Consider the following 14,846-nt stretch of genomic DNA (forward strand, 5'->3'; position numbering starts at 1 on the left):
GTCGGGACAGCTCTGGGGACGCGGGGGTCGGCGGGTCGGCCGCACGGCCGCATCCCTCTTACGACAGCAGGGCCGGCGCGCGCACGACACGCACGATCACGCTCCGGTGAACCACTTGAGACCGAGCGCCCCGGGCACCAGCAGCACGGCGGCCCAGACGAAGGCCGAGGAGAAGTTCGCCGCCTGGAAATGCCACCACGGCATCACGAAGATGCCGGCGACCAGCGGCACCGAGGCGCGCAGCGGCCCGAAGAAGCGCCCGATGAAGATCGCGGCGACGCCGAACCGCTTGATGAAGGCCTCGCCCTTGGGCAGCAGCTCGGGGTGGCGCGACAGCGGCCAGACATGCGCGACCCTGTCCTTGAAGGTGAAGCCGAGCCAGTAGGACACCCAGTCGCCGAGCGCGGCGCCGACCGCCGCCGCCACCCAGATCGGCCAGAACTCGAGCCCGCCGAGCCCGACCAGCGCCCCGATCCCGATCAGGGCCGCCCAGGCGGGCACGATCAGCGAGAAGAAGGCGAGCGATTCCGCGAAGGCCAGGAGGCCGACCACGGGGGCGGCCCACATCTGGTTGTCGCGCACGAAGTCGATCAGGCTTTGGGTGTACTGTTCCAGCATGTCCGGGAAGAGATGGGAGCCGAGCATGGGCGGAGCCAGGGTCCCGGACGGCGGAACACCGCGGCGGCGTGACGCGGACCGCCTCCGCCCCGGGGTCCGGCGGGACGTGCGCGCCTCGTGCACGACGATCGCACGGGGGCCGAGGCTTGTCACGCGGCGCGGCGCCGCGGTAGACGAACTCGCGCGATCGCTGTTCGCGCAAGAGTTGAGCCAAGGCCTCGCTATCCGCCCTGCTCGTGCCACAGCGTTGGTGCCACACCTTCGCCCGGCCGCATGGCATAGTGCGGCAATCCCGATTCGGCCGGTCCCGCCGCCGCCGCGCAGGATGCGCACGCGCGGGCCGTCCGTTCGCCATAGAGACCGACACGCCCGATGCCCAAGCCCGCTCAGAAGCCCGCCTCCAAGTCCAACGACGACCTGTTCGCCGGCGCCGCGCCGGCGGCACGGCGGCCGGAGCCGGCCAAGCCAGAGCCGACGAAGCCAGAGCCGACGAAGCCCGAGCCGCGGCGCGTGCCGGCCGGGGCCGGCGGCGACGGCAACTACACGGCGCAGGACATCGAGGTGCTGGAAGGGCTCGAGCCGGTGCGGCGCCGGCCCGGCATGTATATCGGCGGCACCGACGAGCGGGCGCTGCATCACCTGTTCGCCGAGGTGATCGACAACTGCATGGACGAGGCGCTGGCCGGCTTCGCCACCTTCATCGAGGTGGTGCTCGGCGCCGACGGCTTCCTCACCGTGACCGACAACGGCCGCGGCATCCCGGTCGACCCGCACCCGAAATTCCCGAAGAAGTCCGCCCTCGAAGTGATCATGTGCATGCTGCACGCCGGCGGCAAGTTCGACTCCAAGGTCTACGAGACCTCGGGCGGCCTGCACGGCGTCGGCATCTCGGTCGTCAATGCGCTCTCCGAGACCCTGGAGGTCGAGGTGGCGCGCGGCGGCCAGCTCTATCGCCAGACCTTCGCGCGCGGAAAACCGCAGGGCGGGCTGGAGACGCTCGGCAAGATCAACAATCGCCGCGGCACGAAGGTGCGGTTCAAGCCGGACGCGCAGATCTTCCCGAAGTCGCGCTTCAGCCCGCAGCGCCTGTTCAAGATGGCGCGCTCGAAGGCGTATCTGTTCGGCGGCGTCGAGATCCGCTGGCGCTGCGACCCGAGCCTGCTGGCCGGGCTCGACGGCGTGCCGGCCGAGGAGACGTTCCACTTCGCCGGCGGCCTCAAGGACTATCTGGCCGGCGCGGTCGAGGGCCAGACGCTGGTGCATCCGGATCTGTTCACCGGGTCGAGCGGCCGTCCGGGCCAGAACGGTGCGGTCGAGTGGGCTATCGCCTGGACGGCGGACGGCGACGGCTTCGTCTCGTCCTACTGCAACACGATCCCGACGCCCGAGGGCGGCACCCACGAGTCCGGCCTGCGCTCCGCCCTGCTGCGCGGCTTGAAGGACCACGCCGAGCGCGTCGGCCAGGGCAAGCGCGTCTCGGGCGTCTCCTCCGACGACGTGATGAACGGCGCCGGCGTGATGCTCTCGGTGTTCGTGCGCGAGCCCGAGTTCCAGGGCCAGACCAAGGACCGGCTCGCCACCGTCGAGGCGAGCCGCATCGTCGAGGGCGCCGTAAAAGATCAGTTCGACCACTGGCTCGCCGGCAACCCGAACCAGGCCAACAAGCTCGTCGACTGGGTGGTGGAGCGCGCCGAGGAGCGGTTGCGCCGGCGCCAGGAGAAGGAGATCGCCCGCAAGTCGGCGGTGAAGAAGCTGCGGCTGCCGGGCAAGCTCGCCGATTGCACCGGCACGGCGACGGAGGGCTCGGAGATCTTCATCGTCGAGGGCGACTCGGCCGGCGGCTCGGCCAAGCAGGCGCGCGACCGCGCGACGCAAGCCGTCCTCCCATTGCGCGGAAAGATCCTCAACGTCGCCAGCGCCGGGAAGGACAAGCTCGCCCAGAACCAGCAGCTCGCCGACCTCGTGCTGGCGCTCGGCTGCGGCACCGGGGCGAGCTATCGCGACGAGGACCTGCGCTACGAGAAGGTGATCGTGATGACGGACGCCGACGTCGACGGCGCCCACATCGCCTCGCTGCTGATCACGTTCTTCTACCGGCAGATGCCGCAGCTCATCGAGAGCGGCCACCTCTATCTCGCGGTGCCGCCGCTCTATCGCCTGTCGCACGGCGGCAAGACGTTCTACGCCCGCGACGACAAGCACAAGGACACGATCATGGCGAAGGAGTTCCGCTCCAACGCCAAGGTCGAGATCGGTCGCTTCAAGGGCTTGGGCGAGATGATGCCGCACCAGCTGAAAGAGACGACCATGAGCCGCAAGACCCGCACGCTGCTGCGGGTCAAGCTCTTGGCCGAGGACCGCTCCGACACGGCGAAGTCGGTCGAGCGCCTGATGGGCACCAAGGCCGAGACCCGCTTCGCCTTCATCCAGGAGCGCGCCGAGTTCGCCTCCGAGGACATGCTGGACGTGTGAGGGGGGGCGAAGGAGAAGCGGGGCGGCGGGACGCATCGTCGTAGGGTGGGTGGAGCCGAAGGCGATACCCACCGACACGGCGGTGCGCGGCTACAACTAGGCGTTCTCGGCCTCGGAAATGAATCGCTCAATTTCAGGAACATACCCAGAGAGATACACAGACTTTCTTCTTTTTATCAGCGAGCCAATTGCCGACCTCACGATCCTCCATTTTGATAAATATTTCGCAAGGTAATAAATTAACACACCTCGATTGGCGGGAAACGCTTGAGAGTACATTTGGGAGATCATTTCCGCAACAATATACTCAACGTCCTCGTCAGATGTCGCCTTGTTTTGTACGACACTTCTATACAGCCTATCAAGAACATCGTTTGCAAATTTGCCGCGATCTTTGTAGCTCCGCAAAACAAACGCAGCCAACGCCCGATCGCCAATCAGCGCGCCTAGCAGCATCGCAAGACGCTCCTCTTGACGAGCGGCTTTTGAGACTTCTTTTAAAAGAACCAATATCTGAGCACTATTATCAGAAAATTCATTACCCTCGATACTCCTTATCTCGCCCTCGCAGCTCCTGCTTGCCTTAAAATCGAATTCATTCAAGATTCTTTGTATAAGCTCCACTTCATCTAAGTTGGCCCGATCAACGGGATCTAACGCACTTAAATCAAGAGAGAGGTCGCCCTCACTACTAACGTTTGCAATCAGGCGAGAACGAGTCTGGAGAATTCTCTTTGCCGCATCCTCGTTAGGTGCCGCATCTAAAATCATTTTCCACAAAACCGACAAGAGACTGCTGCGCTCATAAAAAGCCCGCCCAGCACCAATTCCTCCTCGCGATATAACCCTTCTCTTCATTTCAAGGCGAATTTCTTTTTTTTCTTGTTCTGTACCAATCAATTCGAAGATCTGCAGATTTATTTCCACTTCATCCTTATTTCTTCTCGCAAATCCTCTCAGACAAGACTCCAATTGAGCTAAAGTGCCAACCTGAGGCGCTCCTGTCTCAGGCATAAAACAAAATAATGCTCCTCCACCCACTCTGCACCACCTTCTATCACTGATGCATATTTCGCCTTCTATTTCTCCATCCACCACATCGAATCGGCTTATTAAATCGGTGTATTCATCGACAATTTGAATTGTCCTGAGGCTCCGATCTGAAGGGTGGCAAAAAAGAGGAAGCGCAAACCCTATTCTTGTTCTAGAATATGGTAAGCAGCCCACAACAAAAAACTCATCGGTCGATTTCATAGATGCCCCCTGCTCTGATAGAGGAGCCGAACTTCTGCCTCAAGTAGAGCGTGATAATATTCTGGGTGTCGGCCGGGAACGAACGAATATGGAGCGATGGCGACCCCTTCTCCTTCGAGCTCCTCTAACCAAGGGGCGTGCGATTCATCACTCCATATTGTATGCGGAACAATTATTGCAATTAAGTTTCCCTTTAAATCAACAGCAGTGTCAAGCAAGACCTCAATTGTCCAAATCCTGTCGTCTGGTTCATTCCTCCCCCGGGATGCAATGAGACTCAGGTACGCTCTCGCGTGAAATTCCCACGCTGCCGCGGCGCCGATTCCGTCCTGACCCCTTAGATGTTGACCTTCAAAATACATCCTTCGGGATCCAAAAACGCATGATACTAGTTTATTCGGCCGACTCACATCTTGCTCTAAAGAGAAATCTTCGACAGCCATTTCATCAGGAAGCATGTGCTTGTATAATCGTTTATCAAATGCACCGGTGTCGAATGCGAATATTGCCCGCGCAGATTCGATCAGATTCGGATTAAATATAAAGCAATATGGGCAAGACGCTTAAACCTTCACTGCACCAGACGCACTAATTCTGTAAGCAGGCCGCCCATAAAAGAAATACGCTAAACTCTCGTTGAAAACGGAGCATTGGCTTGGACTGACAGAGCCAGAACGACATATGTCTTCAGCTCCAATACCTTTTGTAATGTGGGTCAATGGCATCAACGGCCAGTTTGGCGCCATTTGTTTATCGACCCATTCTCGGAAGCCGGGTCTGCCACCAGAGAGCTTCATGAAATGCTCCAGCGAGGGCGGAACTTCGCGCGGTTTCGAACGCCTTGTATATGCATGCTTATTGAGTTTAATCGAATGCTCGCTGGTCGGCAATCGATCGCCGAATGTTCCGATGGGAGCTTAAGATAGCAGCTAAAATCAAGATGAAATGTGGGCAGCAGGTTCACCCGTCCTTCCTGGAGGCGTGGCATGCCCATTTCGGCGGTGACGCGTGATCCGACCGCCGTGGCCATCGCCGTGACGGACGACCGGCTGGTCGTCACGCTCAAAGACGGGCGCGAGGTTGCGGCCCCACTCGTGTGGTTTCTGCGCCTCGTCGACGCGACGGCGGCGTAGCGCGGCAACTGGCGCCTGATCGGCCGCGGCCAGGGTATCCACTGGCCCGATCTCGACGAGGACGTGTCGGTCGCGAGCGTGTTGAGGGCGAGCTGAGAGACGACGGACGTCGCGGCCAGCCGTAGCCCGGCTCGAGCGCAGCGAAAGCCGGGATCTTCGACGCGCTCCCGTCCCGGGTTTCGTTTCACTCAACCCGGGCTACGAGGTTGCTGATGGGCACCAAGGCCGAGACCCGCTTCGCCTTCATCCAGGAGCGCGCCGAGTTCGCCTCCGAGGACATGCTCGACGTGTGAGCGGCGCGCCTGGGCGCGAGGCCTCGTCGTAGGGTGGGTGGAAAGCCGCAGGCGATCCCGACCCACACCACGTCACGCCGGCACGGCGTGTGGAGGCGGCTCGCCCACCTCCTTCAGCATGGTGGTGACGCTGCCGAAGCCGAAGAGATACCGCAGGACACCGATCGATTCGGTCGACCGCGCCCTGTGGCCCTGCCGCTCGTAGAGCGCACGGGCGCGCGGATTGCCGTCGACCACGTCGAGGCGCACGCGCTCCAGGCCGCACGCCCGGGCCTGGCTCTCCACGGCGCTCAGAAGCGCGGTTCCGACGCCCGAGCCGCGGGCGCTCGCATCCACGAAGAGACCGTCCATCAGCAACGTGCCGGCCTCACACGGCCGCTCCAGGATGCTCACGAGCAGGCCCCGAAGAGGCGCCCCGAACGGGCCGTAGACCCGCACGAGATCAGCAAAGTCCCCGCCCACGAAGGCGCCCCGTGGCGTCTTGAAGCCGGCCACACCGAGGAAGCGACCATCGACCGAGACGGCACTGATCGCATGGCTGGAATCGAGGACCCGTCGCACGAAGGCGATGGCCCTGCGCTGTGGGCCGAGCGGATAACGGAGCTTGCGTGCGAACGCATTCCAATAGCCGGCGGCCGCCTGCGCCCGGTGTTCAGACCGAAGCCCTGGCTCGATCCGGAAGTTCAGGTGGGGATGGGTCATCGATCGTCCTCTTCGCCCGGCCGATATAGGCGCGAGGACCGGAGGTGCAATAGGACCGACACGATCGGGAGCGCTGATCGGGGAACACCGGTCGCGATCGGCTCCGCGGACCGATGTTCCGCACCTCGGGATGACGCGTCATGCAACGCTAACCCGACAGGGAGCGGCGGCGCACGGCCATGATGGGTATCGCCTGCGGCTCCACCCATCCTACAAGCCACGAGCATTGCCTCGGCGCGACCGCGCCCGCCCTCACCGCCGCATCAATGCGAACACGCCCCACCCCAGAAGCTCGCGCGTAAAGGCAGCGTAGCGCACGGGCTCGGTCGTCAGGAGGCTCCGCACCTCGGCGGCGAGGTCGTCGCCGGGATTGGCGTCGAGCCAGCGGCGCATGGTGAGCCATTTCGCAGCTTCGTACCGGTCCCAGCCGTCCTGGTCGGCCAGCACCATCTCGACGACGTCGCAGCCGAGCCGGCCGAAGGAGGCGAGCAGCTCGGGCAGCAACAGGAAGTCGGAGATCGCGGTGGCGAGGCAGCGCCGGGCGTCGTCGTCGCTCGGCGGCAGCCGTCGCCAGTAGGGCTCGCCGATCAGCATGATCCCGCCGTCGCGCAGGCTCCGCTCCAGAAGCGCGATCGTGCCGGCGACGCCGCCGCCGATCCAGGTGGCGCCGACACAGGCCGCCACGTCGACCTTCTCGTCGGCGACATGGCCGGCCGCGTCGCCATGGACGAAGGTCACGCGATCGGCGACGCCGAGCTCCACGGCACGCTGTTGCGCGTGCGCCGTGAACAGCGGGCTCATGTCGATGCCGGTGCCGACGATGCCGTGATCGCGGGCCCAGGTGCACAGCATCTCCCCAGAACCGCTGCCGAGGTCGAGCACGCGGGCGCCCGGCGCGAGCCGCAGCGCCGCGCCGAGCACGGCGAGTTTTTCGGGGGTGATCGGATTGTGGATGCGGTGCGCGTTTTCCGTGATGTTGAAGATCCGAGGGATGTCCACGCTGGACGCGCTCCTTCACGCAATCGACCAAACCGAATGGAGCGGCGCATGCTTATCTCGCGCGCGCCAAAAACATGACACCGGCCAACGCCGGTGCGCCGTCCGTAGCCCGCGCGGCCCGGCGGCGGAATGCGGGGCTTTACGGTATCGCGATGCATCGGGACGGCAGCGCGTCCGCGCGCGTCACCGCCTCGCCCCGCCGGCGGAGGCGACCGGGCGGTTTTATCACACCTCGGCTTTACAATTGAAAATCACGCAAAACTCCATACACACCCTGTGCTTGCGACCACCTAACCGCGTCGGCATAGTTGGACGTGCGAGGTCGCACCGCGTCACGTCGCGGCCCGCTCAGGGGGAGTGCGTCGCATGGCAGAGCAGAAAGTCGGAAATCCCGCCGTGGTCGGGCTGGCCGGGTTCGGCCTCACCACGATGGTGCTGCAGTTCCACAATGTCGGCTGGATGGGCATCGGCCCGGTGGTGTGGCTCGGGCTGATCTTCGGCGGCTTCGCCCAGATGGTCGCCGGCCTGCAGGAGATGAAGACCGGCAACAATTTCGGCTACTGCGCCTTCACGGCCTATGGGTGCTTCTGGATCGCGCTGGCGCTGCTGCTGATCGGCAACCACTACAATCTCTACGTCTCCAGCAAGAGCGACATCGGCTGGTTCCTGATCGCCTGGACGCTGTTCACGGCGATCCTGTGGGTCGGCGCGCTGCGCATCTCGGGCGCGCTGGCGCTGACCTTCACGCTGCTGCTCGGCGGCTTCGTGCTGCTCGACCTCGCGCATTTCGGCTTCCCGGAGCTGACCGTGGTGGCCGGCTACGAGCTGATGCTGTGCGCCGCCATGGCTTGGTACATCATGGCGCATCTGATCTTCGCCGACGTGTTCGGCCGCGACGTCCTGCCGGTCGGCAAGCCGTGGCTGCGCGCCCGGACCGCGCCGGTCGCCGCGGCCGCGCCGCGTCCGTCGGCGGCGCCGGTCGCGACCCTCGAGGTCGCCGGCGCCAAGGGCTGAGCGCCCGCCGCCGGAACCGCAACCGAGATCGGAGACCCATCATGCGTGCATCGAAGCTGATCGCCGCGGCGCTCGCGGCGGCATTCTGCGGCGCCGCCGCGCCGCCCGCCGTCGCCGGCGAGGACACCGCGACGCCCGAGGAGGTGGTCGCGAAAGTGTGGGGCGCGGCACGCTTCCTCAACGAGAAGGGCGCCTCCGGCATCGCCGAGTTCAACAACGCCAGCGGCCGCTGGGTGTGGAAGGACTCCTACGTGTTCGTCTACGACTGCCGGCTCGACCGCATGGTGGCGCACCCGCTGCGGCCCGACCTGGTCGGCCGGCCGATCATGCAGATCGCCGACAACAACGGCCGGCTCATCTTCAAGGATCTGTGCAAGGCGGGCGGCGACAAGCGCGGCGGCTGGGTCGAGTATCTGTGGACCCGGCCGGGGGCCGGCGGAGTGTCGCGGAAGATCTCCTACGCGCTCGGCGCCGACATCGCCTTCTCGACCGGCCTGCAGGTGGCGGCCGGCGTCTACGACGACAAGGCCTCGGCGGCCGACCTCGCCAAGCTCACCGACAAGATGGCGGACCCGGCCAAGTACCCGGCGCACTGAGCCGTCGACCGAAACTAAGACGGCGATGTCCGTCCCGGCCGCACAGCCGGGACGGACATCGCTTGCGCCCATCTAGGCGCCGCATCCTCAATGCCGTGATCGCGGGCAAGCCGTCCCTACCCCGCGCGGCCGGGGCGCGGAATGCGGGGCATTACGGCATTCGTGATAGGCAACGGCTGCGGCTCGGCCCGTCCGCCCACGCCACGAGGCTCGCTCGTCATGTCCGCTGACGCCCTCACCATCCGGCCCGCGACGCCCGCCGATTCGACGGGGCTCGACGAGTTGCTCGCCGCGAGCTACGCGACGCTGCTGGCCGGCCATTACGACGCGGAGACGCTCTCCCGCGCGCTGGCGCCGATGTCGCGCGCCAATCCGCGTCTCATCGACAGCGGCACGTATTACGTGGCCGAGATTTGCGGAACAGCTACCGAAGCGTCCGCGGCGCAGCCGGCGGCCCGTCTCGTCGCCTGTGGCGGCTGGACGGCCGAGCAGCCCGGCACCGGCACGGCGGCGCCCGGCGAGGCGCACATCCGGCATTTCGCCACCCGGCCCGACTGGATCGGCCGCGGCGTCGGCACGCGGCTGCTCGCCCACTGCATCAACGAGGCAGCGGCCCTCGGACGGACCACCCTCACCTGCTTCTCGACCCTCAACGCCGCGCCTTTCTATAGGCGCTCCGGATTCGTCACGCTCGGGCCGCTCGACGTGACGCTGACGCCGGGCGTGATCTTTCCGGCGATCCTGATGCGGCGGACGGGCTGACGACAGCAAAGACGCCTGCAGACGCCCGACCGTCGCCCGTCAAACGCCCGGCCTGCCCTTGCAGCGGCGGTGGCCGTCGCCGGCCATCCAGTCGTCGATCTCGTCGAACTGCCGCACCCCCACCGGCCGCTTGCGCGGCACTCTCGTTATCTGTCGCATCACTGTTCCACACCGGTCTTCGAACCGAAAAACGCACGGTCCGCCAAAACGTGACGCCCGCCGGGGGGCGGGCGTGTTCGGTCTCGTATATGGGGGCTCACGGCGTCTTTTCGACGGCACGGCGCCGCAACCCTGCTGCGCACTGCCCGCCGATTTCTTAATCGAGCGAAGATGCAATCTGTGATTGCGCCAGCTCCGAGCAGTCCGGCCTTAACCCCTGGTTAACCATCTCTCTTCACGTTGCGTTAACCATCCTTCTCAACCCTTTGTTAACCAAGCCGCTGTTTCGATCGTCTGCGACGGCCCGGACCGACGCGGACCCGGCGCCTCGGAACGCGCGCCATGGCCCCTCGAAAATTCCCGCCGCCCCGCCCTGCCGTGATCGCCGCCGTGCGGCTGCAGGAGGCCGGGCGGATCGCCGAAGCCGAGCACGCCCTGATCGCCGCGCTGCGCGAGGACCAAGCGGACTTTTACGCCCTCCACCAGCTCGGCCTGATCTGCTGCGACCGCAAGAACTTCGCCGACGCCGTGCTGCTGCTCGCGACCGCGGTGGAGCGGCGGCCCGACTCGCCCGAGGCGCTGTGCAATCTGGCGCTCGCGCTGCGCGGGCTCGATCGGCTCGACGAGGCGGTCGCCGCCTGTGACGCGGCGCTGGCGCTCGACCCGGACCACGCCGCGGCCCACCACAACCGCGGCAACACGCTGCTCCACCTCGACCGGCCGGCCGAGGCGGCCGCCGCTCACGCGCGCGCCGTGGCGCTCGACCCGAACAATGCCGAGTCGCTCTACGGGCTCGGCAACGCGCTGCGAGAGCTGCACCGCTTCGACGCCGCGATGGAGTGTTACGAGAAGGCGCTGGACCTCGCACCCGGCCGCGCCGACATCCGCTTCAACGTCGCGCTCCTGAGCCTGCTGATCGGCCGGCTGCGCGAGGGCTTCGCCGGCTACGCCCACCGGCTGGAGAAGCCGGAATTCGCCGAGCTGCGCGGCCGCTTCGCGGCGCCCGCCTGGGCCGGCGAGCCGGTGGAGGGCCGCACCGTGCTGCTGCATCCCGAGCAGGGCGCCGGCGACGTCATTCAGTTCGTCCGCTACGCACCGCTGCTGGCGGCGCGCGGCGCCCGGGTGATCTGCGCCGTCACGGCACCGCTCAAGCCGCTGATCGACAGCCTCGCCGGGCCGTCGATCGAGGTGACGGTCTGGGACCGAACCGCCCCGCCGGCGCACGACCTGCACTGCCCCTATCTCAGCCTGCCACACGGTTTTGCCACGACCCTCGACACGATCCCGGCCGCCGTTCCGTATCTCGCCGCCTCGCCGGCCCGCATCGCGGCGATGGCGGAGCGGATCGCCGCCGCGGTGGCCGCGGCCGGGCGGGCGGACGCCGCAGGCGCCCCGGCAGACGGGCCGAGGCTGCGGGTCGGCCTCGTCTGGGCCGGCAACCCGGCCTTCGCCAACGACCGCCATCGCTCGATCCCGCTCGCGACCCTGGCCCCGCTGCTGGCGCTGCCGGGCAGCGACTTCGTCAGCCTACAGAAGGACTTGCGGGAGGGAGATGAAGCCCTGCTGCAGCAGCACGGGGTGGCGCAACTCGGCCCGGACCTCGCCGATTTCGCCGCGACGGCGGCGGCGATCGAAAACCTCGACCTGGTGATTGCGGTCGACACCGCCGTCGCCCATCTGGCCGGCGCGCTCGGAAAGCCGGTGTGGATCCTGCTGCCGTTCTCGCCGGACTGGCGGTGGCTGACCGGGCGCGCCGATTCGCCCTGGTACCCGACCGCCCGGCTGTTCCGGCAGCCGGCCCTCGGCGACTGGGACAGCGTCGCGACGGCCTTGTGCGAGGCCCTTGGCGAGGCCCGCGCGGCGGACCGGCCGGCGGCAGCAAGTTCCTGAACGATCTGCGGCTTTTGGCCCCGATCACGGTTCGGTGTGACGGCCACCGCGGCCCTCGCGGCGGCGCCGCCGAGCCGTTAGCCTGCGCGCGGCGACACGGCCGCACGACGGCCCGACCTCATCACGAACAACGTGCACTCCAGAGGAGACCCCCATGTCCTTCCATCGTCGTCAGTTCCTCGTCGGCGGCGCGGTCGCGGCCGCGGCCCTGCTCGGCCCCCGCGTCGCCTTCGCCCAGACGGCGGCACCGTCCGGCCCGTTCAAGCTCGATCCGCTGCCCTACAAGAATGATGCGCTGGCTCCGCACATCGATGCGAAGACCATGGAGATCCACCACGACCGCCACCACCAGGCCTATGTGAACAATCTCAACGCGGCCGTGAAGGACCACAGCCAAGTGGCTCAGGTGCCACTGAAAGACATTCTGGCGAAGCTCGGCGAGATGCCCGAGGCGATCCGCACCGCGGTGCGCAACAACGGCGGCGGGCACGCCAACCACACGATGTTCTGGCAGGTGATGGGGCCGAACGGCGGCACCCCGTCCGGCGCGCTCGCCGAGGCGATCCAGCGCGACCTCGGTGGCCTCGACAAGCTCAAGAGCGACTTCAACGGCGCCGGCGGCCGGGTCTTCGGCTCGGGCTGGGTGTTCGTCACGGTGACCCGCGACGGCAAGCTCGCACTCGAATCGAAGCCCAACCAGGACACGCCGCTGATGGACGGCAAGATGGTGCTGTTCGGCAACGACGTGTGGGAGCACGCCTATTACCTCACCTACCAGAACCGCCGGCCCGACTACCTCGCCGCGTGGTGGAACGTGGTGAACTGGGGCAAGGTCGGCGAGCGCTACGCCGCCGCCACGGCCGGCACGCTGGCGATCTGACGGCTCCTAGCGCCCCACGGAGCGCGGAGCGCCGTGCATATTTCGGCGATGGCGAGTCCCGTCGCGGCGGGACTTGCTTTACACTCGTGCTCTAGATTGGGTGGATGGGATGCGGCCCGGCGCCGCGAAAGAGCGAGGTTCCGATGTCGAGGGGTCCGGCCGTCATGCCGTGGTTCGCACGCGGGTCTCTCGGACGAGCATCGGTGTCCGGACGAGCATCGGCCGCGGCCGTGCTGGTTCTACTGGCCGGCGCCGCCCTGCCCGGCTCCGCCGCGGCCCAGACCGCGGTGGGCTGTGCGCCGTACTGCGACTTCCGCCACTATTACGGCACCTACACCTACGACTACGTCCAGCGCGGCGTGTACTGCGCCCCGGTGTGCGACGCCTTCGGCAACTGCGTGCCGGCCAAGACCTGCGTGCGCGCCCCGAACGCGATCCCGAGCACCGCGACCGTGACCTACATCGACCCGACCATCGCGACCCCGGGCGCCGTCGGCCCGCGCCGGACGGTGCGCTCGACCGCGGCCCGCTCCGCCACGGTCCGGGTGCGGCCCTACCGGCCGCAACGCTGACGCTCGCACGCGGTCGAGACCACGAATCGGATCCGCTGGCCCGAACCGCCGAACGCCGCGCTTGGCGACGTGGGGAGAACTGAAAACGCCCCGCGGAGCGGGGCGTTCGGGGCCGTGTCGGCCGTCGGTCGGCTGTCCTTCGCGCGATGATCAGTCGTCGCGATACACCCGCTCGCGCCGCTCGTGCCGCTCCTGCGCTTCGAGCGACAGGGTGGCGATGGGGCGCGCCTCGAGGCGCTTGATGGAGATCGGCTCGCCGGTCTCCTCGCAGTAGCCGTAGGTTCCGTCCTCGATCCGCTGCAGCGCGGCGTCGATCTTGGCGATCAGCTTGCGCTGGCGATCACGCGCCCGCAGCTCGATCGCCCGCTCCGTCTCGGACGAGGCACGGTCGGCGAGGTCTGGATGATTCTGGTTCTCGTCCTGCAGGTGCTGAAGTGTTTCCTTCGCTTCCCGCAGAATATCGTCCTTCCATGAGAGCAGCTTGTTCCGGAAATACTCGCGCTGCCGCTCGTTCATGAAGGGTTCTTTGTCCGTAGGTCTGTAGATCCCGTTCGTCTCCAGGCGCATGACACGCTCACTCCCACGCGGCCATCCCGTTTCCTTCCGGATCGACTTCTATGGTCGAGTCATCGGCGGATGCGCACGCTATATACAAGCGTTGCGACATAACGACAACAACAGATTGGATTAATCCGGTCGCTCTTCGATCAGTAAAGTATACATCGGTGCGGCAAGGAGAAGCGCCGTCGCGCGGCGCTGCGGAGCGCATCCGCGATACCGCCCGGCCCGCGTTCGCAGCAGGATTGAGTTACCACCGTCGCGCGAATTATTTCGCGATGCGGCGAATCGGCTCGATGCGTCCCAGGGTGCTTCCGGACCGCCGTCACACGCTGCCGAGCGGCTTGAGCTTCGCGAGCTCGACCTCGACCCGAAGCTCGATCTCGGCGAGGACGCCGTCGAGGCCGGGATCGCCGGTGGTCTCCTTCAACCCGGCCGCGATGGCGGCGAGCCGGCCGAGGATGGCGGGATCGAGATTGCCGGAGAGGAGCGCGAGCTTCATCTCGTCGAGCACGTCGAGGGCGGAGCGGCCGCGCACCACGGCGCGGCGGCGCCGTTCGGTGGCGTCCTCGACGCCCTGCAGGGCGAGCAGCGCGTCGATGCCGGTCAGCGTGCGGGCCGCACCGCTGGCCGAGGGCCCCTGCGGCCCGTCGGTGTCCGGCAGCGAGAAACGGCCGGTCCCGGTGCGCCGGACCGTGGATCCGGGCGTCGTCGAGGCGGGTCCAGTGGGGCCGGTGATGCGCATGGTCCGTCGAGTCCTCCGAGACTCGCGACGTGTCGAGGCTCGCGACAATTCAGCGCCACGATGGTTAACGCCTCGTTAAGGCTCGGCAATTCCTGCCGGGTCGACCCCGACGACGGCCCTTTCCTTCCTGCCCCGGGCGTCGGGCGCCGAAACTTTCGGCAATGATTTCAACAGTTAACAAATCCCCACCGGCTGGCAC

At 66.4% G+C, this 14,846-nt stretch carries 15 protein-coding genes; 9 read left to right on the forward strand and 6 right to left on the reverse strand.

What is annotated here, in order from left to right:
* Positions 1 to 96: 96 nt before the first annotated feature.
* Positions 97 to 645 (reverse strand): DedA family protein, encoded by a 549-nt coding sequence (locus tag CCR97_RS30635; protein WP_420826115.1) that lies wholly within the window; start codon positions 643 to 645, stop codon positions 97 to 99.
* Between the two features lie 345 nt (positions 646 to 990).
* Here CCR97_RS30635 and parE point away from each other — a divergent pair, with 345 nt between their 5' ends.
* A complete protein-coding gene (gene parE / locus CCR97_RS30640; RefSeq protein ID WP_111356785.1) occupies positions 991 to 3,090 on the forward strand; it encodes a DNA topoisomerase IV subunit B in 2,100 nt (699 codons plus the stop codon).
* 96 nt (positions 3,091 to 3,186) lie between these two features.
* On the opposite strand, the gene CCR97_RS30645 is transcribed toward parE, so the two are convergent.
* Positions 3,187 to 4,344, reverse strand: a complete 1,158-nt coding sequence (locus CCR97_RS30645; RefSeq protein WP_146618716.1) for a hypothetical protein — start codon at positions 4,342 to 4,344, stop codon at positions 3,187 to 3,189.
* Positions 4,345 to 5,330: 986 nt separating this feature from the next.
* On the opposite strand from CCR97_RS30645, the gene CCR97_RS32605 reads away from it, so the two are divergent.
* Together CCR97_RS32605 and CCR97_RS32610 are read left to right on the forward strand one after the other, a co-directional pair.
* Positions 5,331 to 5,477 carry a DUF2442 domain-containing protein gene (locus tag CCR97_RS32605; protein WP_244670768.1) on the forward strand — a complete coding sequence of 49 codons (147 nt, stop codon included), beginning with the start codon at positions 5,331 to 5,333 and terminating at the stop codon, positions 5,475 to 5,477.
* A gap of 18 nt (positions 5,478 to 5,495) precedes the next feature.
* A complete protein-coding gene (locus tag CCR97_RS32610; protein WP_276330214.1) occupies positions 5,496 to 5,573 on the forward strand; it encodes a DUF2442 domain-containing protein in 78 nt (25 codons plus the stop codon).
* Positions 5,574 to 5,842: 269 nt separating this feature from the next.
* Here the strand turns inward: CCR97_RS32610 and CCR97_RS30655 are convergent, their stop codons facing one another.
* Both CCR97_RS30655 and CCR97_RS30660 read right to left on the reverse strand, forming a co-directional pair.
* Positions 5,843 to 6,472: a GNAT family N-acetyltransferase gene (locus CCR97_RS30655; RefSeq protein WP_111356784.1), complete on the reverse strand. Its 630-nt coding sequence runs from the start codon at positions 6,470 to 6,472 to the stop codon at positions 5,843 to 5,845.
* A gap of 252 nt (positions 6,473 to 6,724) precedes the next feature.
* Positions 6,725 to 7,471 (reverse strand): SAM-dependent methyltransferase, encoded by a 747-nt coding sequence (locus CCR97_RS30660; RefSeq protein WP_111356783.1) that lies wholly within the window; start codon positions 7,469 to 7,471, stop codon positions 6,725 to 6,727.
* Positions 7,472 to 7,837: 366 nt separating this feature from the next.
* Between CCR97_RS30660 and CCR97_RS30665 the strand changes: the two genes are divergently transcribed.
* The 6 genes from CCR97_RS30665 (at position 7,838) to CCR97_RS30690 (ending at position 13,344) form a co-directional block, all read left to right on the forward strand.
* On the forward strand, positions 7,838 to 8,485 hold the full coding sequence (locus tag CCR97_RS30665; protein ID WP_201160210.1) for an acetate uptake transporter: 648 nt from the start codon (positions 7,838 to 7,840) through the stop codon (positions 8,483 to 8,485).
* A 41-nt stretch (positions 8,486 to 8,526) separates the two neighbouring features.
* A complete protein-coding gene (locus CCR97_RS30670; protein WP_111356782.1) occupies positions 8,527 to 9,081 on the forward strand; it encodes a cache domain-containing protein in 555 nt (184 codons plus the stop codon).
* A 219-nt stretch (positions 9,082 to 9,300) separates the two neighbouring features.
* Positions 9,301 to 9,843 (forward strand): GNAT family N-acetyltransferase, encoded by a 543-nt coding sequence (locus CCR97_RS30675; protein ID WP_170145785.1) that lies wholly within the window; start codon positions 9,301 to 9,303, stop codon positions 9,841 to 9,843.
* 501 nt (positions 9,844 to 10,344) lie between these two features.
* The gene (locus CCR97_RS30680) at positions 10,345 to 11,892 is read left to right on the forward strand and encodes a tetratricopeptide repeat protein (protein WP_111356780.1); all 1,548 of its coding nucleotides are present in this window, start codon (positions 10,345 to 10,347) and stop codon (positions 11,890 to 11,892) included.
* A gap of 154 nt (positions 11,893 to 12,046) precedes the next feature.
* Entirely contained in the window at positions 12,047 to 12,772 is a 726-nt protein-coding gene (locus CCR97_RS30685) for a superoxide dismutase (protein ID WP_111356779.1), read from the forward strand.
* A gap of 203 nt (positions 12,773 to 12,975) precedes the next feature.
* Entirely contained in the window at positions 12,976 to 13,344 is a 369-nt protein-coding gene (locus CCR97_RS30690) for a hypothetical protein (RefSeq protein ID WP_170145784.1), read from the forward strand.
* A gap of 150 nt (positions 13,345 to 13,494) precedes the next feature.
* Here CCR97_RS30690 and dksA read toward each other — a convergent pair whose 3' ends face one another.
* Both dksA and CCR97_RS30700 read right to left on the reverse strand, forming a co-directional pair.
* Complete coding sequence (gene dksA / locus CCR97_RS30695; protein ID WP_111356778.1) at positions 13,495 to 13,911, reverse strand: RNA polymerase-binding protein DksA; 417 nt, start codon at positions 13,909 to 13,911, stop codon at positions 13,495 to 13,497.
* Between the two features lie 316 nt (positions 13,912 to 14,227).
* Positions 14,228 to 14,647 (reverse strand): flagellar assembly protein FliX, encoded by a 420-nt coding sequence (locus CCR97_RS30700; RefSeq protein WP_111356777.1) that lies wholly within the window; start codon positions 14,645 to 14,647, stop codon positions 14,228 to 14,230.
* Between the last annotated feature and the right edge of the window lie 199 nt (positions 14,648 to 14,846).

Source organism: Rhodoplanes elegans (assembly GCF_016653355.1).
GTDB classification, from domain to species: domain Bacteria; phylum Pseudomonadota; class Alphaproteobacteria; order Rhizobiales; family Xanthobacteraceae; genus Rhodoplanes; species Rhodoplanes elegans.